The 19,147-nt window shown below is 52.6% G+C and carries 19 protein-coding genes and 1 other annotated feature; of the genes, 4 read left to right on the forward strand and 15 right to left on the reverse strand.

Annotated elements, in window-relative coordinates; all coding sequences use genetic code 11:
• Positions 1–3 precede the first annotated feature (3 nt).
• The 3 genes from FDX19_RS18065 to tal form a co-directional block, all read right to left on the reverse strand.
• On the reverse strand, positions 4–1,311 hold the full coding sequence (locus FDX19_RS18065) for an MFS transporter (RefSeq protein ID WP_137383780.1): 1,308 nt from the start codon (positions 1,309–1,311) through the stop codon (positions 4–6).
• Between the two features lie 124 nt (positions 1,312–1,435).
• Complete coding sequence (mog, locus tag FDX19_RS18070) at positions 1,436–2,023, reverse strand: molybdopterin adenylyltransferase (RefSeq protein WP_137383781.1); 588 nt, start codon at positions 2,021–2,023, stop codon at positions 1,436–1,438.
• Between the two features lie 110 nt (positions 2,024–2,133).
• A complete protein-coding gene (tal, locus tag FDX19_RS18075) occupies positions 2,134–3,087 on the reverse strand; it encodes a transaldolase (RefSeq protein ID WP_137383782.1) in 954 nt (317 codons plus the stop codon).
• 274 nt (positions 3,088–3,361) lie between these two features.
• On the opposite strand from tal, the gene FDX19_RS18080 reads away from it, so the two are divergent.
• Complete coding sequence (locus FDX19_RS18080) at positions 3,362–4,792, forward strand: sodium:alanine symporter family protein (RefSeq protein WP_137383783.1); 1,431 nt, start codon at positions 3,362–3,364, stop codon at positions 4,790–4,792.
• Between the two features lie 77 nt (positions 4,793–4,869).
• Positions 4,870–5,643 carry a peroxide stress protein YaaA gene (yaaA, locus tag FDX19_RS18085; RefSeq protein WP_137383784.1) on the forward strand — a complete coding sequence of 258 codons (774 nt, stop codon included), beginning with the start codon at positions 4,870–4,872 and terminating at the stop codon, positions 5,641–5,643.
• 46 nt (positions 5,644–5,689) lie between these two features.
• Here yaaA and FDX19_RS18090 read toward each other — a convergent pair whose 3' ends face one another.
• From FDX19_RS18090 to yjjY, 7 genes are all read right to left on the reverse strand, one after another.
• The gene (locus tag FDX19_RS18090; protein WP_137383785.1) at positions 5,690–5,995 is read right to left on the reverse strand and encodes a DUF2502 domain-containing protein; all 306 of its coding nucleotides are present in this window, start codon (positions 5,993–5,995) and stop codon (positions 5,690–5,692) included.
• A 267-nt stretch (positions 5,996–6,262) separates the two neighbouring features.
• Positions 6,263–7,549 carry a threonine synthase gene (gene thrC / locus FDX19_RS18095; protein WP_137383786.1) on the reverse strand — a complete coding sequence of 429 codons (1,287 nt, stop codon included), beginning with the start codon at positions 7,547–7,549 and terminating at the stop codon, positions 6,263–6,265.
• 3 nt (positions 7,550–7,552) lie between these two features.
• A complete protein-coding gene (gene thrB, locus FDX19_RS18100) occupies positions 7,553–8,482 on the reverse strand; it encodes a homoserine kinase (protein ID WP_137383787.1) in 930 nt (309 codons plus the stop codon).
• A 1-nt stretch (position 8,483) separates the two neighbouring features.
• The gene (thrA, locus tag FDX19_RS18105) at positions 8,484–10,946 is read right to left on the reverse strand and encodes a bifunctional aspartate kinase/homoserine dehydrogenase I (RefSeq protein WP_137383788.1); all 2,463 of its coding nucleotides are present in this window, start codon (positions 10,944–10,946) and stop codon (positions 8,484–8,486) included.
• Between the two features lie 23 nt (positions 10,947–10,969).
• Positions 10,970–11,096, reverse strand: a sequence feature (Thr leader region).
• Positions 11,026–11,091, reverse strand: coding sequence for a thr operon leader peptide (gene thrL / locus FDX19_RS18110; protein WP_032337689.1), 66 nt, complete (start codon positions 11,089–11,091; stop codon positions 11,026–11,028). (Overlaps the previous feature by 66 nt.)
• A 206-nt stretch (positions 11,097–11,302) precedes the next feature.
• On the reverse strand, positions 11,303–11,989 hold the full coding sequence (locus FDX19_RS18115; RefSeq protein ID WP_137383789.1) for a tRNA/rRNA methyltransferase: 687 nt from the start codon (positions 11,987–11,989) through the stop codon (positions 11,303–11,305).
• Positions 11,990–12,388: 399 nt separating this feature from the next.
• Positions 12,389–12,529: a protein YjjY gene (gene yjjY / locus FDX19_RS18120; protein ID WP_001541509.1), complete on the reverse strand. Its 141-nt coding sequence runs from the start codon at positions 12,527–12,529 to the stop codon at positions 12,389–12,391.
• 95 nt (positions 12,530–12,624) lie between these two features.
• Here yjjY and arcA point away from each other — a divergent pair, with 95 nt between their 5' ends.
• Entirely contained in the window at positions 12,625–13,341 is a 717-nt protein-coding gene (arcA, locus tag FDX19_RS18125; protein WP_001194359.1) for a two-component system response regulator ArcA, read from the forward strand.
• A 60-nt stretch (positions 13,342–13,401) separates the two neighbouring features.
• Here arcA and creD read toward each other — a convergent pair whose 3' ends face one another.
• The 4 genes from creD to creA are packed head-to-tail and all read right to left on the reverse strand — an operon-like array spanning position 13,402 to position 17,405.
• Complete coding sequence (gene creD, locus FDX19_RS18130) at positions 13,402–14,748, reverse strand: cell envelope integrity protein CreD (protein ID WP_137383790.1); 1,347 nt, start codon at positions 14,746–14,748, stop codon at positions 13,402–13,404.
• Between the two features lie 57 nt (positions 14,749–14,805).
• Entirely contained in the window at positions 14,806–16,230 is a 1,425-nt protein-coding gene (creC, locus tag FDX19_RS18135; protein ID WP_137383791.1) for a two-component system sensor histidine kinase CreC, read from the reverse strand.
• Positions 16,230–16,919, reverse strand: a complete 690-nt coding sequence (gene creB / locus FDX19_RS18140; RefSeq protein WP_137383792.1) for a two-component system response regulator CreB — start codon at positions 16,917–16,919, stop codon at positions 16,230–16,232. Before creB ends, creC begins: the two co-directional genes overlap by 1 nt.
• A 12-nt stretch (positions 16,920–16,931) precedes the next feature.
• Positions 16,932–17,405 (reverse strand): protein CreA, encoded by a 474-nt coding sequence (creA, locus tag FDX19_RS18145; protein WP_137383793.1) that lies wholly within the window; start codon positions 17,403–17,405, stop codon positions 16,932–16,934.
• Between the two features lie 211 nt (positions 17,406–17,616).
• On the opposite strand from creA, the gene robA reads away from it, so the two are divergent.
• Entirely contained in the window at positions 17,617–18,486 is an 870-nt protein-coding gene (robA, locus tag FDX19_RS18150; protein ID WP_137383794.1) for an MDR efflux pump AcrAB transcriptional activator RobA, read from the forward strand.
• Here robA and gpmB read toward each other — a convergent pair.
• Complete coding sequence (gene gpmB, locus FDX19_RS18155) at positions 18,483–19,130, reverse strand: 2,3-diphosphoglycerate-dependent phosphoglycerate mutase GpmB (protein WP_137383795.1); 648 nt, start codon at positions 19,128–19,130, stop codon at positions 18,483–18,485. The genes robA and gpmB overlap by 4 nt on opposite strands.
• Between the last annotated feature and the right edge of the window lie 17 nt (positions 19,131–19,147).

The raw sequence follows: 19,147 nt of genomic DNA on the forward strand, positions 1-19,147 counted from the left end.
TCCTTACAAGCGCTGTAACGCCCCCTGCGCGCTCGCATCGTGATGATAAATATCCTGCCGCAGCCAAATCCCCAGACCTAATCCCACCAGCGATAACGCCAGCACATACCAGGCCGGAGCCATTGGCGACACGCTCATTAACATCGTCACGGCGATTGGCGTCAGACCACCAAAAATGGCATAGGAAACGTTGTAGGAAAAGGAGATGCCGGTAAAGCGCACTTCTGCTGGAAACGCCCGCACCATGACATAAGGAACAGCCCCCACCACACCAACACACAACCCCACCAGTCCGTACAACAGGAACAGATGCTCAGTGTGGCTACCGGTCAGGTGATAGAAGAACCAACTGGAACAGGCCAACAGTAAGCTACCGATAATGAAGGTTTTGCTGGCACCAACCCTGTCGACAATCAATCCGGCCAGCAGACAACCCACGCACAGCATAATAGTAGCGACACTGTTCGCCTGTAACGTCAGCGCCGGGGCAAATCCATATTGCTTCTGCAACCAGACGGGCGACATCAGGATCACCACCACAATCCCGGCCGATAACAGCCAGGTCAGCAGCATTGAAATAACCACCGCTTTTTTATGCTTGCTCACCACCGACTTCACCGGCAATTCCTGTGCCAGCGCCTTACGCTGCTGCATTTCAAGGAAGATAGGCGTTTCCTGCAGCCAACGGCGCAGATACATCGCCACCAGCCCAAACGCCCCGCCCAGCAGGAACGGGATACGCCAGCCGTAGTCATGCACCGCCTGCTGCGTCAGGCCGGTGTTCACCAGCGTCGCAACCACCGACCCCAGCAGAATTCCCACCGTCAGTCCGGCGGTCAGCGTGCCACAGGCAATGCCGATGCGACGCTCCGGTACGTGTTCCGCCACGAATACCCACGCGCCCGGCACTTCTCCGCCAATGGCTGCGCCTTGCAAAATGCGCATCAGTAGTAACAGCAGCGGCGCAACGATCCCCATTGAGGCATAAGTGGGTAGCAAACCAATTGCCAGCGTCGGTATCGCCATCAGCAAAATGCTCAAGGTGAACATTTTCTTGCGCCCGACCAGATCGCCAAAGTGCGCCATGATGATGCCGCCCAGCGGACGGGCCAGATAGCCTGCGGCAAAAATACCGAAGGTTTGCACCTGACGTAGCCATTCCGGGATGTCAGCGGGGAAGAAGAGTTCGCCAACGACGGCGGCAAAGAAGACAAAAATAATGAAATCATAAAACTCCAACGCCCCACCGAGGGCAGCAAGCGTTAGGGTTTTATAATCCTGGCGATTCAGCGGTCGAGAGTGTTGTGACATAGCAAACCATGAGTCAGTGGAGTAATTGAATCTGTTCGTCGATATATGTAAAGCAAAAATTACTATATCGTAAACAATTCAATACTCCACCGTGATTGCTATTTATATCACGAATAGACTACTTTCAGGCGTTTGTATCGCGTATTGCGCTTTTAGGTCGAAAAGATGCTACGACAGCCGGTGCAGTTTCCACATACGGCCCATCCAACAACTGTATACAATACGGTACACTCGCAAAGATACCCGGCACGATAACCTTACCGTCGGCATCTTTTACGCCTTCCAGCGTTTCTTTGATCGATTTTGGCTGTCCAGGCAGATTCAGGATCAGCGCCTGCTTGCGAATGACCCCAACCTGGCGGGAGAGAATAGCCGTCGGTACAAAGTGCAAGCTAATCTGGCGCATTTGCTCACCAAACCCTGGCATTTGGCGGTCGGCAACAGCCAGCGTGGCATCAGGCGTCACATCGCGACGTGCCGGACCGGTACCACCGGTCGTCAGCACCAGATGACAGCTCATTTCATCCACCAGCTCGCATAAGGTCTGTTCGATGATCGCTTGTTCATCCGGGATCAACCGCGTTTGCAGTTCAAAAGGAGTTGTAAGGGCAGACGCCAGCCACGCTTCAAGAGCCGGGATACCCTTATCCTGGTAAACGCCACTGGAGGCGCGATCGGAAATGGAAACCAGGCCAATGCGTAAAGTGTTCATGATTATTCCGTTTAAACAGTCTCGTTAAACAGAATGATACACTGCGAAGGGAAGGACAGACAGGTTTCAGAAGAGGTAGCGTGACCCCTGTCAGGGCCACGCTCTAATGATTACAGCAGATCGCCGATCATTTTTTCCAGTTTACCCTGGTCTACAGCAAACTTACGGATACCGTCCGCCAGTTTGTCTACAGCCATCGGATCCTGGTTGTGCTGCCACAGGAACTCAGCTTCAGTGATGCGTGCAGGACGCGCTTTCACTTCGCCAGAGAAGGACAGTTTACGTTCGATAGCGCCTTCGCTTTCCGCCAGCTCTTTCAGCAGTGCCGGAGCAATGGTCAGACGATCGCAGCCCGCCAGCTCAATGATTTCGCCGATGTTACGGAAGCTTGCGCCCATGACGACGGTTTCGTAACCGTGCTGTTTGTAGTACTCGTAGATTTCCGTTACGGAAACCACACCCGGATCTTCTGCCGGTGCGTACTCTTTCTTGTCAGTATTGGCTTTGTACCAGTCAAGAATACGGCCAACGAACGGAGAAATCAGGTATACGCCTGCTTCTGCACATGCACGCGCCTGCGCGAAGGAGAACAGCAGAGTCAGGTTACAGTTGATACCTTCTTTTTCCAGCTGCTCAGCGGCACGGATACCCTGCCAGGTAGAAGCCAGTTTGATCAGAATGCGATCGTTGCTGATGCCAGCATCGTTGTACAGTTTGATCAGACGTTTTGCTTTCGCGATAGACGCGTCGGTGTCGTAGGACAGGCGAGCATCAACTTCAGTAGAGATACGACCCGGGACCAGTTTCAGGATCTCCAGACCGATATTTACCGCCAGTTTGTCCGTCGCATCGACGATCTGCTGAGCACGATCGTCGCTCTGCTGCTTAGCCCATGCCACAGCGTCATCGATCAGCTTGCGGTATTCCGGGATCTGCGCTGCGTTAAGAATGAGAGAAGGGTTAGTTGTGGCATCCTGAGGCTGATACAGCTTCATTGCCGCGATGTCTCCGGTGTCGGCCACTACTGTGGTGAACTGACGAAGGGAGGTCAATTTGTCCGTCATGATAGCGATTCTCTTTAAACAGCTTGTTAGGGGGATGTAACCGATCTTCCCTGATGATAGCACGACGCACTCTCAGCGCAACCGCCGGGATTGTCCAACTCACTGCTCATTCCCGATTACGCATCTTAAAGCCCCTGATGCGCAATTAAGGGTTATACCCATTGTTATGGTAAACTCCCGCAATCAATCTCCTGACAAGGTATATACTGTTCGATAATTGGTAGCGCTTACATGGGAATATTAGCGCGTACCGGCATCAACAAGAGGGATGTTAATGCCTGATTTTTTCTCGTTTATTAATGAAATACTCTGGGGATCGGTGATGATCTACCTCCTGCTTGGCGCAGGATGTTGGTTCACCTGGCGTACCGGGTTTGTTCAGTTTCGCTACATTCGCCATTTTGGCAAAAGTCTTAAAAACAGCCTCAGCCCGCAACCGGGTGGCTTAACCTCGTTTCAGGCATTGTGTACCAGTCTCGCAGCTCGTATTGGCAGCGGAAACCTCGCCGGGGTTGCCCTGGCGATCGCCGCGGGTGGCGCAGGGGCCGTCTTCTGGATGTGGGTCTCGGCGATCATTGGCATGGCGACCTCCTTTGCCGAGTGCTCACTCGCGCAACTGTATAAAGAACGCGATAGTAAGGGGCAGTACCGCGGTGGGCCAGCATGGTATATGGCGCGCGGTCTGGGTATGCGCTGGATGGGCGTACTCTTTGCCCTCTTTTTGCTCATCGCATACGGCCTGATTTTTAACAGCGTGCAGGCAAACTCTGTCTCCCGCGCATTGGCATTTGCGTTCGACATCCCTCCCCTCGCTTCCGGCATCGCTTTGGCGATACTGTCATTCCTGGTGATCATTGGCGGTATTAAAGGTGTTGCTCGTCTGATGCAATGGTTTGTGCCGATCATGGCGCTACTGTGGGTCGGTTGCAGCCTTACTATCTGTCTTTGGCATATCGGGCAGATCCCCGAGATCATCGTCAACATCGTAAAAAGTGCTTTAGGGTGGCAGGAAGCTGCTGCCGGCGTAGCTGGTTATACACTGAGTCAGGCCATTGCCAGCGGTTTTCAACGCGGTATGTTCTCTAATGAAGCGGGAATGGGCTCAACACCTAACGCCGCAGCTTCAGCTGCCTCCTGGCCACCGCATCCCGCGGCGCAAGGCATTGTGCAAATGATCGGTGTGTTAGGTGATACGCTGATTATCTGTACGGCCAGCGCCATGATTATTCTTCTGGCGGGGAATGGCACGACCTATATTCCAATGGAAGGCATCCAGTTGATGCAGAAGGCCATGGTCTCACTGACCGGCGAATGGGGAGCTGGGTTTGTCGCATTTATTGTGATTCTGTTTGCCTTCAGCTCTATCGTGGCTAACTACATTTATGCGGAAAACAACCTGGTCTTTTTACGTCTGGACAATATCCGGGTTGTCTGGCTGTTGCGTATTGCTACCGTCAGTACCGTGATCGCAGGCACCGTAGTCAGCTTCCCGCTGGTCTGGCAGCTCGCCGACATCATCATGGCCTGTATGGCGATAACGAACCTGACGGCGATTCTGCTGCTCTCCCCGGTTGTTCATACCCTTGCCAGCGACTATCTGCGTCAGCGCAAACTCGGTGTGCGCCCGGAATTTGATCCGCGCCGTTATCCTGAGATCAGACAACAGCTTGCGCCGGATAGCTGGGATGAGACGCCGCGCGAATAGCGCGGCAATCACAACCATCGATCAATTCTGTCGTTTTTTTTGCTAAAGTCGCAGTAAATTTCCTGCAAGGACTGGATATGCTGATTCTGATTTCACCTGCAAAAACGCTCGACTACCAAAGTCCGCTGGCAACCACACGTCATACGTTGCCCGAACTGCTGGATCACTCTCAGCAGCTTATTCACGTGGCACGTCAACTCTCTGCGCCGCAGATCGGCAAGCTGATGGGAATTAGCGATAAGCTGGCGGATCTGAACGCAACCCGTTTCCATGACTGGCAGCCAGACTTCACACCGGACAATGCGCGTCAGGCCATTCTGGCGTTCAAAGGTGACGTGTACACCGGATTACAGGCGGAAACCTTCAGCGAAGCGGATTTCGATTTCGCTCAGCAGCACTTACGCATGCTGTCCGGGCTGTATGGTGTTCTGCGCCCGCTGGATTTGATGCAACCCTACCGTCTGGAGATGGGCATTCGTCTGGCCAATGCAAAAGGTAAAGATCTCTATCAGTTCTGGGGAGATACTATCACCGATAAGCTTAACGAAGCGCTGGAAGCACAAGGTGATAACGTGGTGATTAACCTCGCCTCAGACGAGTATTTTAAATCCGTGAAGCCGAAAAAGCTGAACGCAGAACTGATCAAACCCGTCTTCCTTGACGAGAAGAACGGCAAATTCAAAGTCATCAGCTTCTATGCCAAAAAAGCCCGCGGCCTGATGAGTCGCTACATTATTCAACATCGTCTGACGAAGCCTAAGCAACTGACTGCGTTTAACAGCGACGGCTATTTCTTTGATGAAGAAGCATCAGGGAATGGCGAACTGGTGTTTAAGCGCCACGAGCAATAATGTAGTACATGTCGGATAAGGATCCGCCTTATCCGACAGCACAAACTTAATGGTGCCCGTTCGGTCCTGGACGGTGGTCGTCGCGGCGATCGTTATGATGATCATCATAGCGGTTGTTGTGTGGCTGTGGGCGCGGTCCGTGAGGTTGCCAGCGATGATCCCGCCACTCATAGTGGTTTCCCCACCAACCGTGATCGCGCCAGTTCCCGCCATCCCAGTAGTTACCCCGGCTATCACGATCGCCAATCTGTAATTTAACCGCCGGTACCAGAGTAATTTCAGCCGCCTGTACGGCAAGGGGAGCAACCAGCATCATAGAAAGCGCAAGAAGCACAGGTTTGAATTTTTTCATTGGTGACTCCTTTTTATCATTGCCCTTATCGGGTCGATAAAAGGAGATTACGTGAAGGGAATGAACGTTATTATCCTCCGCAATCCTAATCTCTAAGTTAGCGCATTTATTGGGAATTTCTCCTTTTTCGCTCCCTATTTCCTCCTTATTTTCTCCATAAAAAAAGCCGGGTAAAACCCGACTCAGATTGTTAGCAAGCATCGCCTACCTGTTACCGGATAACAGGTCTCGTCGGCCCGGTAAGCAGAGTGTCACCGGGCACAACAATTAACTGCGGGTCATCATCAGTTGACGCAGCGCGGCAAAATCAGCAGGCAAATGATGAGAGAGCAGCGGTAAGTCTGCACGTTCAGCCAGCTCTTTTGGCAGATCCAGCGTGACATTCAGAATCTGTTCAACGCTTTCTTTAAATTTCGCCGGATGTGCGGTGCCAAGGAACAGGCCATATTCGCCCGGATTCAACTGGTCACGCAGTGCACGATACGCCACCGCAGCATGCGGTTCTGAGGTATAACCTATCTCATGTAACTCACGCATAGTGTCCTGGGTCGTCGCATCGTCGACAGCGGCATAACCCAGTTCATTCAGGCGCCATATTTTACGGCGGAACAGTTCCTCCACACGCGGCCAGTTGTTTGGCTGGCTGACGTCCATGGCGTTCGATAAGGTTGCCTGAGTCGCTTTCGGCGCCCACTCGCCTTCGGCAAGAAAGCGGGGAACCGTATCGTTGACGTTAGTTGCCGCAATAAAGCGCTTCACCGGTAAGCCCAGTGATTTCGCCAGCAGACCCGCAGTCAGATCGCCAAAGTTACCGCTGGGAACAGAAATAACCAGTTGGTTACGCGCTTCCTGCGGCAGTTGAGCCACGGCTTCAAAGTAGTAGCAGATTTGCGCCAGCAGGCGGCTGATGTTGATGGAGTTAGCGGAATTCAGCCCCAGAGCCGCCTTCAGCTCTTCATCATCAAACGCCTGTTTCACCAGCGCCTGGCAGGCATCAAAATCACCATCAATCGCGACGGTTTCAATATTGCCGCCCAGCGTACAGAACAGTTTCTCCTGCAATGGGCTGATCTTGCCATTTGGGTAGAGGATCACCACACGCACATTTTTCAGGCCATAAAAAGCATGTGCAACCGCCGCCCCGGTGTCTCCGGATGTCGCGGTCAGGATAGTCACCGGTTTGTCGCCGCTGATGTGCGTTAGCATTTGCGCCATAAAGCGCCCGCCAAAGTCTTTAAACGCCAGTGTCGGACCATGGAACAGCTCCAGACAGCCGACATCACCTTCGACCTGAGCAACCGGTGCCGGAAATGCAAATGCCGCTCGCACGCGTTCTTCCAGGATCTCTTGTGGGATCTCTGTGCCAATGAATGCGGAAAGGATCTTAGCACTGCGGCTAACGAAATCCTGGTTCAGCATCTCATCCACTTCTGTCAGATTAAATTCCGGCAGATCGTGCGGAAAAAACAATCCCTGATTCTTGCCAAGCCCTTGCGTGACGGCCTGCGCAAAGCTGACCTGTTCGTTGTGATCTTTCAGATTATAGAGTTTCATTGATTATCCCAGTACCCGTGCGCCCGCCGTGTCCAGCCGGCAAATATGAACAAAGCCTTCCTGATTTTGCAGGTAATTTTTACCCAGCCAGTCTGCTACGCGCTGTGCCGTATCCGGCTTATCGCATAAGGCGAACAGCGTTGGCCCTGATCCGGAAATGCCGCTGGCCAGCGCGCCGATTTCCGCTACCGCCTGACGCGCCTGACTAAAGCCGGGCAGCAAGCGGGTACGGTATGGCTCAGCAATGACGTCCTTCATCAGTTTCGCTGCCAGAAGAGGCTGGCGGGAATAGCAGGCGTGGATAAACCCAGCCAGATGCCGCCCGTGGGCAATACAGTCCTGACGACGATACTGCGCAGGTAGAATCGCCCGCGCTTCCGCCGTCGACACTTTAATGCCCGGATACGCCAGCACCCACAGCCACTCATCAAAGCCTGGCACCTGCTGGCTGATAATGCCGTTTTCTTCGATCATTAACTGCATGCCGCCCAAAAAGCACGGGGCGACGTTATCGTAATGAATACTGCCGGAAATACGCCCTTCCAGTTCGCCCATAATTGCCAACAGTCGCGTATCGTTGAGCGGTTTACCGCAATATTCGTTCATCGCCACCAGTGCGGCCACCACGGAACAGGCGCTGGAGCCTAAGCCAGAACCAATCGGCATATTTTTTTCCAGCGTCATCGCCACCGGAACGGTTTTACCCAGTTCCTGACAAAAACGCTCCCAGCACTGATAGACGATATTTTCCCGCGGCGCTGACGGCAGCTTATTCGCAAAGCGCCCGAGGTTGTTCAGGCTGAACTGGTCTGCCGCCTCAACCGAGACCACGTCACCCAACAGTGAACCATCTACAGGGGTGACCGCCGCGCCAAGCACATCAAACCCGACGCTCATATTGGCACTGGAAGCCGGGGCATAAACTCTCACCATGTCAGACTCCTAACTTCCATGAAAGGGTGCGAAGAAGATCGGCAAATACCCCTGCCGCGGTGACATCATTACCCGCACCATATCCGCGCAGCACCAGCGGTAATGGCTGATAGTAATGGCTGTAGAACGCCAGCGCGTTTTCACCGTTTTTCACCTTGAACAGCGGATCGTTGCCATCTACCGCATCAATCTTCACACGACAGACGCCGTCCTCTTCAATATTGCCAACATAGCGCAATACTTTACCCTCATCACGGGCTTTCGCGACACGGGCGGCAAACTCATCGTCCAGTTGCGACAATTTCGCCATAAACGCGGAAACATCACCGGAATCATCAAACGCTTTTGGCAGGACCGGCTCAATGACAATGTCAGAAAGCTCCAGCTCACGACCGGTTTCACGGGCCAGGATCAGCAGCTTACGCGCCACATCCGTACCGGAAAGATCGTCACGCGGATCGGGTTCGGTATAGCCCAGTTCCCGCGCCATTGTGGTGGCCTGCGAGAAGCTCATGCCTTCATCCAGTTTGCCGAAAATAAACGACAGCGAACCGGAAAGAATGCCGGAGAAACGCTGTAGCTCATCACCCGCGCTAAGCAGGTTTTGCAGATTCTCAATAACCGGTAATCCTGCGCCCACGTTGGTGTCGTACAGGAATTTACGACGCGACTTCGCCGCGGCGAAACGCAGCTGATGGTAGTAATCCATCGACGACGTGTTGGCTTTTTTGTTCGGCGTGACCACGTGGAAACCTTCGCGCAGGAAGTCAGCATACTGATCCGCCACTGCCTGGCTTGAGGTACAGTCGACAATCACCGGGTTGAGCAGATGATATTCTTTCACCAGACGAATGAGGCGCCCAAGGTTGAAAGGCTCTTTCGCGCACTCCAGTTCCGATTGCCAGTTTTCCAGATTCAAACCGTGGACGTTGGTCAGCAGAGCCTTCGAGTTCGCTACCCCGCACACGCGCAGATCGATATGTTTCTTTTTGAGCCAGGTCTGCTGACGTTTAAGCTGTTCCAGCAGCGCACCACCCACTCCGCCTACGCCAATCACAAACACTTCAATCACCTGGTCGGTGTTGAACAGCATCTGATGGGTAACGCGTACGCCGGTGGTCGCGTCATCGTTGTTCACTACCACCGAAATAGAACGCTCGGACGACCCCTGGGCGATCGCCACGATGTTGATGTTCGCACGAGCCAGCGCGGCAAAGAATTTCGCCGAGATGCCGCGTAGCGTACGCATACCATCACCAACCACTGAGATGATCGCCAGACGCTCAGTCACCGCCAGCGGCTCTAACAGGCCTTCTTTCAGCTCGAGGTAGAACTCATCCTGCATCGCCCGCTGCGCTCGCACACAGTCGCCCTGTGGGACGCAGAAGCTGATGCTGTATTCAGAAGAGGATTGGGTGATCAGCACCACCGAGATGCCCGCACGCGACATCGCGGCGAAAACGCGTGCCGCCATGCCCACCATGCCTTTCATTCCTGGGCCGGAGACGCTAAACATCGCCATGTTGTTGAGGTTAGAAATACCTTTTACCGGCAAATCGTCCTCATCGCTGCTGGCGCCGATCAGTGTACCTGGCGCTTGCGGATTGCCGGTATTTTTAATCAGGCACGGGATCTGGAACTGGGCAATTGGAGTAATGGTGCGCGGATGCAGAACTTTGGCGCCAAAGTAAGAAAGCTCCATCGCTTCCTGATAAGACATCGACTTCAACAGCCGGGCATCGGGTACCTGGCGCGGATCGCAGGTATATACGCCGTCGACATCGGTCCAGATCTCACAACAGTCCGCGCGTAAACAGGCAGCCAGCACAGCGGCAGAGTAGTCAGAGCCATTGCGCCCCAACACCACCAACTCACCTTTTTCATTCCCGGCAGTAAAGCCTGCCATCAAAATCATATGATCTGCTGGAATACGGCTGGCTGCGATGCGACGCGTAGATTCGGTGATATCAACGGTAGATTCGAGGTAATGACCTACCGCCAGTAATTTCTCAACCGGATCGATAACGGTAACGTGATGCCCGCGCGCCTCCAGCAGGCCGGCCATGATAGCGATCGACATTTTTTCGCCACGGCAAATAAGCGCAGCGTTAATGCTGTCCGGGCACTGTCCCAGCAGGCTGATACCGTGCAGGACATGTTTAATTTGGGCAAATTCTTGTTCAACGAAGGCTTTAAGCTGCGTCAGCGGAAAGCCCGGCTGCGCGGCGGCGAGACCAACCAAAAGCTCTGAGAAAATACGTTCGGCGTCACTGATATTGGCTAAAGCGTCCTGACCACCGATGGTCTTCTCAATCATCGCCACCAGATGGTTGGTAATTTTTGCGGGGGCAGAAAGAACAGTCGCGACCTGCCCCTGCCTGGCATTGCTTTCCAGAATATCGGCAACTCGCAGAAAGCGCTCTGCATTTGCCACTGATGTACCGCCGAACTTCAACACTCGCATGGTTTACCTCGTTGCCTTTGGTCGAAAAAAAAGCCCGCACTGTTTAGGTGCGGGCTTTTTCTTGTGTTTCCTGTACGCGTCAGCCCGCACCGTTACCTGTGGTAATGGTGATGGTTGTTGTAATGGTGATGCTGATGCGTTTCATGATGTTGTGTGCTCTGTAATTATTTATGACCTGTCTTGTATTCTTTTAGGGTTAAAGTATCTGCTGACCTAAGTCAATAAATTTTTAAATTGATCACATTCCGAAACTTGTTCACGAGCAACTGCTTGCCCTTTTATTTTCAACCAATACAGCATGCGCACCCCACTTGAAGTCAGAATCAAACACTAAAAAACAAAACAAAGAAGACATTTTATTTTGTAATGTTTTTTTCGATATCATGTAAAAAACGGTGCAACATTGCTGTATCTCGCTGCCCTAACAACCCCATCCGCTGCTGTAGCCAATCCGTGAGCTTGATATCATCCGCAACGTCCAGCGTGGCTAATAATTGCAAAACCCGGGCACGTAACGCCTGCAACTGAAGCTCATCCGTCACCTCAATGTTTTTTGCCGGTTGTTGTATTAAACCTGCTAATTGATAGCAATAGACCATCACCGCCTGACCCAAATTCAGTGAAGGGTAGTCAGCCACCATCGGCACGCCGGTTAGCACATCCGCTAGCGCCAATTCTTCGTTTGTCAGGCCTGAATCTTCACGACCGAACACTAACGCGGCGTGATCCATCCACGTTGATTTTTCCTGTAACAGGGGAACCAGCTCGACCGGCGTGGCGTAATAATGGAACTTCGCGCGGCTACGAGCCGTGGTGGCGATGGTAAAATCAACGTCGTGCAACGCATCGGCTAACGTTGGAAAAACGTTAATATTATCAATAATGTCACCTGAACCATGTGCCACCCATCGCGTCGCTGGCGCCAGATGAGCCTCGCTATCAACGATTCGCATTTGTGTGAATCCCATGGTTTTCATCGCACGCGCTGCCGCGCCAATATTTTCGGCTCTGGCTGGAGCAACCAGAATAATTGTTAAACGCATTTTGATACTCTTTTTGACCGGTCTGCAGATAATTATGTGATGTGCATCAACATATTACGCAGCGCGAATTTACATATTTTTAACAGAAATCACTGAAAAAGCATTTCACATTCAGTAAAAAATGCTAAACTATTTCCTGCCTGTACTATTGCTTTTTATGTTAACAGAAGTTGCATATCTTTCTGTTTATCCATGATAATTTGATTTAGAATGGTTCTCATAGATTGGATTCATTACATTTATTAATTAGCGCGTGCAACTAGTTGTAATATTGCAATTTTGTGATGAAAGCTATCATTTAGATACGTTGATTTCATCAAACTGTTAACGTGCTACAATTGAACTTGATATATGTCAACGAAGCGTAGTTTTATTGGGTGTCCGGTACGTCTTAGCCTGTTATGTTGCTGTTAAAATGGTTAGGATGACAGCCGTTTTTGACACTGTCGGGTCCAGAGGGAAAGTGCCCACGACCAAGCTAATGATGTTGTTGACGTTGATGGAAAGTGCATCAAGAACGCAATTACGTACTTTAGTCATGTTACGCCGATCATGTTAATTTACGACATGCATCAGGCAGGTCAGGGACTTTTGTACTTCCTGTTTCGATTTAGTTGGCAATTTAGGTAGCAAACATGCAGACCCCGCACATTCTTATCGTTGAAGACGAGTTAGTAACACGTAACACGTTGAAAAGCATTTTCGAAGCGGAAGGCTATGATGTATTCGAGGCGACAGATGGCGCGGAAATGCATCAGATCCTCTCTGAATATGACATCAACCTTGTGATTATGGATATCAATCTGCCAGGTAAAAATGGTCTTCTGTTAGCGCGTGAACTCCGCGAACAAGCTAACGTTGCACTGATGTTCCTGACGGGCCGTGATAACGAAGTCGATAAAATTCTCGGCCTCGAAATCGGCGCTGACGATTACATCACCAAACCGTTTAACCCACGCGAACTGACTATCCGTGCTCGTAACCTGCTGTCCCGTACTATGAATCTGGGCACAGTGAGCGAAGAGCGTCGTAGCGTCGAAAGCTACAAGTTCAATGGTTGGGAGCTGGACATCAATAGCCGCTCTCTGATTGGCCCTGACGGCGAGCAGTATAAACTGCCACGTAGCGAATTCCGTGCCATGCTTCACTTCTGTGAGAATCCGGGCAAGATCCAGTCTCGCGCAGAACTGCTGAAAAAAATGACCGGCCGCGAACTGAAGCCGCATGACCGTACCGTTGACGTAACAATCCGCCGTATTCGTAAACACTTCGAATCCACGCCGGATACACCAGAAATCATCGCTACCATTCACGGTGAAGGCTACCGTTTCTGCGGCGACCTGCAGGATTGATATCATCCTGACTGGTATAAAAACGGCGCTTTATGCGCCGTTTTTCATTTCACTACGCCCCTATTTCCACAACCGTAATTCATCGTCCTCAGTTGCGTTCTCCGTTTCGGGCTTTGGCTGTGCAAGCGCGTGCCAGTCAAGATGACGCGTCAGGAACATGACCCCACAAAGCGCCAGTAACAGTACGCCGGTTCCCAGCAGTAAAGAGCTGTCCTGTGAACGCAACAGTACCCACATCACGCCATCCAGCCCCAGCAATGCTGCGGTAAAAAACAAGCTGTTACGCCATCCCTGTAGTATCGCCTGTAAATACACGCCGTTCATCAGCGTGCCAACCAGGCTGGCGACAATCCACGCGGCAGTAAAACCCACATGCTCCGACAGCGCCAACAACAGCAAATAGAACATCACCAGTGATAATCCCACCAGCAGATATTGCATCGGGTGCAGACGCAGGCTTGTCATACTCTCGAGCACAAAGAAAGACATGAAAGTCAGTGTAATCAATAAAATGGCATACTTTGTCGCCCGATCTGTCAGTTGATACTGATCCGCAGGCGTAGCCACAGCGACGCTAAATGCGGGCATGCCCTGCCAGCCAATCTTCTCATCGTCGAAGCGTTCCCCCAGATTATTTGCGAACCAGCTACTTTGCCATTGCGCCTTAAACCCTGACTCACTGATTTCACGCTTAGCCGGAAGAAAATCACCGAGGAAGTTCGGATGTGGCCAGTTGCTGGTTAAGGTCATTTCGCTATTACGACCAACCGGGACGACAGAAAAATCACCGGTTCCACTCAGATTAAGCGACAACACGACACTGAGATTTTTTTCCGCCCAGCCGGCATCCGGTAGCGGAATGTGGATCCCCTGAGCACGACCATCCAGTCCTGTACCGGGTTCGACTGCCAGCGATGTTCCATTGATCTGCGAAGCCTTCACGACGCCAATACCGCGCGCATCGCCCACCCCAACCACCACAAAAGGTTTGCCGATGGTGATATTGGGATGGTTCAGTTCACTGAGGCGTTCAGCATTAAACACGGCCTTCACCGATAAATCGTTGTGCCAGACCTGTCCTTCATAAATACCTATCTTACGCGCTTCAACGTTCTGGTTGCCCTCAACAACCAGCGACTCCGGCAACCAGAAGTGGATGTAGCTGCGCTTTCGCTGGATCTGTTTGTCGCCTTCCAGCTCGGTATACAGTTCCGTCACTGGGACGGCAATCAGCGGGCCTACCACCTTTTGCGCTCCGCTGGTGCTCTGTCGGATAGCATCTTCCACCTCACTACGATAGTCCGACCGCTCAACAATAATCTGCCTGACCATTGTCAGTGGAATTAACAGCAGTAGCATAGCGCCACCTAAGGTGACTATTTTCCAAAACAGGGGGGATTTAAACATAGCGTTCTCCTTTGCGATATCAGCAAGGTAGAACAGCTATGTGCGGGGAATTTGAAGTTATGTGAAGTGACGGTGAAGTGTAAACGAGGCCTGCGCCCCACCTTCTGGTCGGTTGCATAACGTCGCGTCACCTTGATGCAATCGCGCAACCTCACTGACAAACGCCAGCCCCAGCCCACTGCTTTTATGCCCATTCTCGCGGGGCAGTGAATAGAAGCGCTCAAAAATACGCGGTAACGCAAAGTCAGGTATGCCACTGCCGTTATCACTGACCTGTATTGTGACGCGGTCCTCCTGCGGATGCGCGCTGAGCGCAATCGTCCCGTCCTGCGGCGTGAAGTCGATGGCGTTATCGAGCAAATTCCCCAATGCCTGCTCCAGCAGCGCTGGGTCGGCGGCGACGCTAAGCGATGAAGGCATAATGGTCAGCGTGATATTTTTTGCGGCCAGCTGCACGCTACGCGCCTCTTTGAGCTGGGAAAATAGCGCGTCTACTGCCACCGGTATCAACGTAATGTCCTGGCGATTCTCCAGTCGCGCCTGGCGTAACAGCGTTTCGACCAACGCCTGCATGCGCGCATTTTGCGTCAGAATATTATCAGTGAAACGCGCCACCACGTTCGGCGGCGGACCTTCGCGCAAAATCTCTGCCGCGCCGCGTATGGCCGCCAGCGGACTTTTCAATTCATGCGTTAACGCGTAGACGTACTGCTCAATGTAGTTCTTGCCCTCCAGCTTCAGACGCATACTTTCCAGCGCCTGTGCCAGCTTGCGTAGCTCACTGCTACCAAGATCAGGAAGCGCAACGGGGCGATTCTCAGTGACAGAATCAGCATAGCGTGCCAGCCGCGCGATAGACCGGTTTATCCACCATACCATTCCTGCGCCAATCACTAAGGCAATGCCCAGTAACACGGCGCTGGCCCACAGTATCCGCCGTTCACTGCGTTTAATCACCGGTGCCATCGCCGCATTCGGTTTGCCGACGCTAAGCACGCCGATGATACGCCCGCCGTCAACGATCGGCGCGGCAACGTACATCACCGAACTTTCCGCATCGGCCGGGTCCTGTGGCGTACTTCGTGCGCCATACTGCCCACGTAGCGTTAACCATACGTCGTTCCAGCGAGAATAATCTTCGCCTACGGCTTTGTTGGCGGAATCAAACACCACCTTGCCCTGCGCGTCCGTCATGTAGACGTGATACTCATTGCGCACTTTGTTAATGCCACTGATGTTGGCGCGAAAAGGACGATCGTGTAGTTGCGAAAATGCCTGCGCCAGCCTGCCGTTGGTGGGAGAGCCAGACAGCAAATCATCACGCGCCAGCGCGGCCAGCAGCGTAGCGGTATCTATCAACGTCCCTTCCGTCGCACGACGAACGCCGGGCTTAATCTCCTGTACAAAGATGGACAGAACGAACCAGGCGGCAACGGCGACAATCAGAAAATAGCCCAGCAGCAAACGCATGCCAATGCGCATCAGGTGCTCCTCAGGCTGTATCCCATACCGCGATGTGTATTAATCGGTGATAGCTCCGGGTTGACGGCCCGCAGTTTGGCACGCAGCGTTTTAATGTGCGTGTCTACCGTTCGGTCAAAAGTATCCTGGGCATCGGCCCAGACTAAATCCATTAACTGTTGGCGTGAGTAGACGCGCCCCGGCGACAGCAGTAATGTTTTCAGCAGCAAGAATTCATAGCGTGTCAGATTTAACGGCATCCCAAACCAGGTAATCTGTGCGGCAAGCTCATTGAGTTCAAAATCACCGCACCGCGTCGCCGGTGAAGGCGTGGAGAATTTTTTCACCCGCCGCAGCAACGTACGCACGCGGGCGCACACCTCACGCGGAGAGAAGGGTTTCGCCACATAATCATCCGCACCAATTTCCAGCCCCAGCAGGCGATCGACTTCATCGCTGCGGGCGGTCAGAAAGAGGATTGGCAATGCCGGGTGACGTTCCAGTAGCCGCCGGCACAGTTCAAAGCCGCTGATATCCGGGAGCCCGACATCCAGAATGATCGCATCCGGACACCTCTGGCGTGATTTTTCCAGCACGGGCAATCCACGCTCAAAGGCTTCAACGCTAAAACCTTCCTGCTGCAGCATGTAGATAAGCGTATCCGCAATCCCCTGCTCGTCCTCAACCAACCAGATCAGCGCCTGTTGCATTTTGCCTACCTGTTATCGCTGCCACGGCATGATGGGTACCGCGCTGATAGCATTTTTGGGCGATCCATCAACCACCTTATCTGAATAGGCCAGATAGGCCAGCGTGTTGCGTTTCGCATCATAAAAACGCACGACCTGTAAGGATTTAAACACCAGAGACGTACGTTTCTTAAAGACCACCTCGCCCTGGGCTTTGCCGTTTTTAATTCTGTCGCTCAGCTCCACCGGCCCCACCTGCTGACAGGAGATAGCCGCGTCGGAAGTATCTTCAGCCAAACCCAGCCCACCTTTAATGCCACCGGTTTTGGCGCGGCTAACGTAGCAGGTCACATTGGTGACATCAGGATCATCAAATGCCTCGACCACAATTTTATGATCCGGTCCAAACATTTTGAACACGGTATCGACAGATCCTATCTGCTCCGCATGGGCAACCTGCGCCATCATCAGCAGAATTGAGGAAATGACTAAGCTCTTATATTTCATATTGTTACCATTCTTAAATGTTACTCTGTGTAATTATTCGACATTCTAAGATAAAACGTATACAGATCACAGGATTACAATAATCACGCTTTCGTATGTGCGAAAAAAGCACTTATGAGCAAAAAAAACACTGAATGCTAAAACAGCAAAAAATGCTATTATCCTCATACCTGACGTCAGGTACTCGTTGTTGAAAGGATGAGGATATTTTATGGATCAGGCTGGCATTATTCGCGACCTCTTAATCTGGCTGGAAGGCCATCTGGATCAGCCTTTGTCGCTTGACAATGTGGCGGCAAAAGCAGGCTATTCCAAGTGGCATCTGCAGAGAATGTTCAAGGACGTGACGGGCCACGCTATTGGCGCCTATATCCGTGCTCGTCGTTTATCGAAGTCCGCAGTGGCGCTACGCCTGACTGCGCGTCCAATACTGGACATCGCCCTGCAGTATCGCTTCGATTCTCAACAGACGTTTACCCGTGCGTTCAAAAAGCAATTTTCCCAGACGCCTGCGCTGTATCGTCGTTCGCCGGAATGGAGCGCTTTTGGTATTCGCCCTCCGATGCGCCTCGGGGAATTTGCCATGCCAGCGCATGAATTCGTCACGCTGGAAGATACACCACTGCTGGGTACCACGCAGAGTTATTCCTGCTCGCTTGAGCAGATTTCAGATTTCCGTCATGAAATGCGGATTCAGTTCTGGCGCGACTTCCTTGCCCAGGCTCCTGCGATCCCGCAGGTTCTGTACGGACTCAACGAAACGCGCCCCAGCATTGAGAAAGATGACGAACAGGAAGTGTTTTATACCACCGCGCTCACACCCGAGCAGGCCAACGGATACGTGCAGTCGGCGCAACCCATCCTGTTACAGGGCGGCGAGTATGTGATGTTTACCTATGAGGGTCTGGGGACGGGCGTGCAGGAATTTATCCTGACAGTGTACGGCACCTGCATGCCGATGCTGAACCTGACTCGCCGTAAAGGGCAGGATATCGAGCGATACTACCCGGCAGAAGATGCCAAAGCGGGAGATCGCCCTATTAATCTGCGCTGCGAATTCCTGATTCCTATCCGCCGTTAACGCTGTAGCTCATCCAACGCAGGGGCATCCAGATGCGAGATGTCCCCTGCCGTTTCAACCACCCAGCCCGGTGCCAGCCATAAGCTTTCCTGATAATCGACACGAGAAATAGAGCAGTTGCGCAGACGCAAACGACGCTCAGCCCATGCCGGCAATCCCAGAATGGTACTCACCAGGCAGCCCAGCGCAATACCATGGCTCACCAGCAATGGACGACTCCCCGGCGGCAGCTCCAGGCAGGATGCCAGCGCCGCGTTGACGCGATCGCTCAGCTCCTGCATCGACTCCCCTTGCGGAATACGACCATCCACCGTACCGTTCACCAACTGGCGACGCCAGCCCTCTTCCTCCGGCGTCAGCGTATCAATATGACGCTGCTCCAGCACGCCCATATTGAGTTCACGCAGTCGTGAGTCATAGGTGATATCACAGCCACAGGCCTGGGCGATGATTTCTGCGGTGCGTCGTGTACGACCTAAATCACTACTGATGACATGCGTAATACCAAACGAGCGGGCGCGTTCACCCACCTGCATGGCTTGCTGTTCACCTTTAGCGGTCAGTGGGCTGTCTGACTGGCCTTGAATACGTCGCTCGGCGTTCCACTGCGTTTCGCCATGGCGAACAAGGTATACCTGTAACATGCTTTTTTTCCGTTATA

The organism is Citrobacter sp. wls619 (assembly GCF_005281345.1).
In the GTDB taxonomy this organism is placed as follows: domain Bacteria; phylum Pseudomonadota; class Gammaproteobacteria; order Enterobacterales; family Enterobacteriaceae; genus Citrobacter.

What these genes read in the sequence shown, in the direction of transcription:
- gpmB (WP_137383795.1), bottom strand. Translation starts at nt 19,130, where the DNA reads ATGTTACAGGTATACCTTGTTCGCCATGGCGAAACGCAGTGGAACGCC.
- creB (WP_137383792.1), bottom strand. Translation starts at nt 16,919, where the DNA reads ATGCAACAGGCGCTGATCTGGTTGGTTGAGGACGAGCAGGGGATTGCG.
- FDX19_RS18065 (WP_137383780.1), bottom strand. Translation starts at nt 1,311, where the DNA reads ATGTCACAACACTCTCGACCGCTGAATCGCCAGGATTATAAAACCCTA.
- arcA (WP_001194359.1), top strand. Translation starts at nt 12,625, where the DNA reads ATGCAGACCCCGCACATTCTTATCGTTGAAGACGAGTTAGTAACACGT.
- thrB (WP_137383787.1), bottom strand. Translation starts at nt 8,482, where the DNA reads ATGGTGAGAGTTTATGCCCCGGCTTCCAGTGCCAATATGAGCGTCGGG.
- thrA (WP_137383788.1), bottom strand. Translation starts at nt 10,946, where the DNA reads ATGCGAGTGTTGAAGTTCGGCGGTACATCAGTGGCAAATGCAGAGCGC.
- yjjY (WP_001541509.1), bottom strand. Translation starts at nt 12,529, where the DNA reads ATGACTAAAGTACGTAATTGCGTTCTTGATGCACTTTCCATCAACGTC.
- FDX19_RS18090 (WP_137383785.1), bottom strand. Translation starts at nt 5,995, where the DNA reads ATGAAAAAATTCAAACCTGTGCTTCTTGCGCTTTCTATGATGCTGGTT.
- tal (WP_137383782.1), bottom strand. Translation starts at nt 3,087, where the DNA reads ATGACGGACAAATTGACCTCCCTTCGTCAGTTCACCACAGTAGTGGCC.
- FDX19_RS18080 (WP_137383783.1), top strand. Translation starts at nt 3,362, where the DNA reads ATGCCTGATTTTTTCTCGTTTATTAATGAAATACTCTGGGGATCGGTG.
- creD (WP_137383790.1), bottom strand. Translation starts at nt 14,748, where the DNA reads ATGTTTAAATCCCCCCTGTTTTGGAAAATAGTCACCTTAGGTGGCGCT.
- creC (WP_137383791.1), bottom strand. Translation starts at nt 16,230, where the DNA reads ATGCGCATTGGCATGCGTTTGCTGCTGGGCTATTTTCTGATTGTCGCC.
- FDX19_RS18115 (WP_137383789.1), bottom strand. Translation starts at nt 11,989, where the DNA reads ATGCGTTTAACAATTATTCTGGTTGCTCCAGCCAGAGCCGAAAATATT.
- creA (WP_137383793.1), bottom strand. Translation starts at nt 17,405, where the DNA reads ATGAAATATAAGAGCTTAGTCATTTCCTCAATTCTGCTGATGATGGCG.
- yaaA (WP_137383784.1), top strand. Translation starts at nt 4,870, where the DNA reads ATGCTGATTCTGATTTCACCTGCAAAAACGCTCGACTACCAAAGTCCG.
- mog (WP_137383781.1), bottom strand. Translation starts at nt 2,023, where the DNA reads ATGAACACTTTACGCATTGGCCTGGTTTCCATTTCCGATCGCGCCTCC.
- robA (WP_137383794.1), top strand. Translation starts at nt 17,617, where the DNA reads ATGGATCAGGCTGGCATTATTCGCGACCTCTTAATCTGGCTGGAAGGC.
- thrC (WP_137383786.1), bottom strand. Translation starts at nt 7,549, where the DNA reads ATGAAACTCTATAATCTGAAAGATCACAACGAACAGGTCAGCTTTGCG.